Raw genomic sequence first — 2,148 nt, forward strand, 5'->3', positions numbered from 1 at the left:
CACCCACGACCTTTGAAAAGGTCGACCAAATTTTTATAATTTTTAAATTTAATTTTCATCTCAACATAAAAAATAGAACTGTGAGCATAAAATACAAAAATCCGCAAAAAATATAACCACCCGGAAAGGTGGTTAATTTTATGAATAGAAAAGAAAGCAAACGCAACGAGCGGTATCCTATTGAACTGCCGTCACGCAACAACGGTTTTGAACATTCACCGATTGTAGATGTTACCGATAACGAAATTTATCCGTATGAACTCAATTCAAGGCGAAATGCGGTATATCAGCCCAATGAAAATATTTCAGAGGTTGTGGCTACCGAAATAGAACCTGATTCGGCAGTGCAAACCATTCACGGACGGCAAATGTAGGAATAAAAACGGGGAAAGTGTCGGCATTTACCGAGCCGACACTTCCGCTCAGTCCCTGTTGTTTTGTAATTATCTGCGCCCTCAACTGGTGAAAACCGTCTGTAACTATAGCTTTGTTTTCGTTAAGTCCGTTTGCTTTAATTATTTCTTCGGAAAATGCAATATTTTCGCCTGTATTTACCGCTTTGTCTTCTATATAAAGCCTGTCGGGAGAAATCCCTGCCTCGACAATGCTGTTGTACATAGCCTGTGCCTCACTCATCGGTTCATTACTGCCCTGTCCGCCTGTAAGTACAGCTTTTGCATCAGGATTTTCCTGCAAATATCTAACGGCGCTGTTTATTCTGCCTGTAAGCATCATACTCGGGCCGTTCTCGGTAACTTGAGCGCCAAGTACGATTGCGGTTGCATTTTGTTTTGGCTGTTGTATGCAGGCAAATGTCATCAGACCCGTAACAATCAAACCGTAGCAAAGAAGTGCGGTAAAGCAAAAATTGATGCCGTACAGAACAATTTTGCCGAAAATATTTTTCTTGAGTTTTTCTTTTAATGATTTGTACTTATTGCGTGTGCCGAATACAAAAATCAGCCACACACACAGCAATCCGCCTACAAGATTGCCGATGTTGACAATTCCCCACAGAGCGCCCGATACAAACAACAATAAAAATACAATGGCAATTAAGGTAATTATAACTCTGAATATTTTAAAAGCTTTGTTTTCTTTTTTCACAGCTTATCAGCTCTTTTCGTAAATGATTATAATTATTTTAGCATATAAAGCACCGAAAGACAATAACTTTTAACTTTGCTTGCAAAATTTTATTGATACCGCAGTGAAAGCGTGATATAATAACTTATTATGCAAGGCGGTGACAATATGAAGTCTGTATTTGCGGGAAACAAAGCGAAGTTTGCTTATTTTTCCTTTATATTTATAATAATTTCAACGGCTATGTATACATTTTATGCCAAAGAACCGCATTGGTGGTATATTGTATGGAATGATATTCTTGCTGTAATTCCGCTGTTTGCGGCAATGCTGTGCGAACATTATTTCAGTAAGAAAAAAGCTGTTCCTGCTGTAATATTTGGATTTTTGTGGTTATTATTCTTTCCAAATTCGCCGTATATGATGACGGATTTAAAATATACAAGCTATTTTAAAGAGTCCGCTTATCTTGAATATGAAAAAATCGGAACGAATGTGACCGCTTGGCTTATTGTGCTGAACTTGACGGTTACGGTTATACTCGGGCTGCTGTTCGGAATGATGTCAATGCGAATTATTCATAAAATAATAAATAAGCGTTTCGGAAAGGCGACGGGTGTTGCTTTTTGTACAATTACGATTTTACTCAGTTCGTTTGCAATTTATATCGGCAGATATGCAAGAGTAAATTCGTGGGATATTGTTCGCCCGATTTTCTTAATTGAAAAATCGTTAAACTCACTGTCGGAATTTTCGCCGATTTTTATAGCTGTATTCAGTATAGCCACGGCGATGCTGTATGTGCTTTATTATGCATTTGATAAATTTGTAATAAAACACGATTGATAAACGGTTTTTTGAGAATTTTTAAAAACTACGGTTAATTATATTTATTAAAATAACCGACAAAAACTGCTGTTTGAGTGACAAACCCAAACAGCAGTTTTTATGTTATGTTCTGAATATTTGATATATTGATAAATTGTGGTTTAGCGGAGTGTCGGTCGGGCATTGAAATTTAGCTAACGCTAAATTATCCTCCCAAAAACAAAAAAGTTTACT

The 2,148-nt window shown here is 36.9% G+C and carries 3 protein-coding genes; 2 read left to right on the forward strand and 1 reads right to left on the reverse strand.

Translation table 11 applies throughout. The features are described 5' to 3' along the window. Window positions 1-140 precede the first annotated feature (140 nt). Window positions 141-374 (forward strand): hypothetical protein, encoded by a 234-nt coding sequence (locus AAAY30_RS11395; RefSeq protein WP_022235588.1) that lies wholly within the window; start codon window positions 141-143, stop codon window positions 372-374. On the opposite strand, the gene AAAY30_RS11400 is transcribed toward AAAY30_RS11395, so the two are convergent. Continuing rightward, window positions 319-1,107 (reverse strand): YdcF family protein, encoded by a 789-nt coding sequence (locus AAAY30_RS11400; protein WP_337781415.1) that lies wholly within the window; start codon window positions 1,105-1,107, stop codon window positions 319-321. The genes AAAY30_RS11395 and AAAY30_RS11400 overlap by 56 nt on opposite strands. A gap of 147 nt (window positions 1,108-1,254) precedes the next feature. Between AAAY30_RS11400 and AAAY30_RS11405 the strand changes: the two genes are divergently transcribed. Then, window positions 1,255-1,932, forward strand: coding sequence for a DUF1361 domain-containing protein (locus AAAY30_RS11405; protein WP_186936031.1), 678 nt, complete (start codon window positions 1,255-1,257; stop codon window positions 1,930-1,932). Window positions 1,933-2,148 lie beyond the last annotated feature (216 nt).

Source organism: Ruminococcoides bili (assembly GCF_040093295.1).
GTDB classification, from domain to species: domain Bacteria; phylum Bacillota; class Clostridia; order Oscillospirales; family Acutalibacteraceae; genus Ruminococcoides; species Ruminococcoides intestinale_A.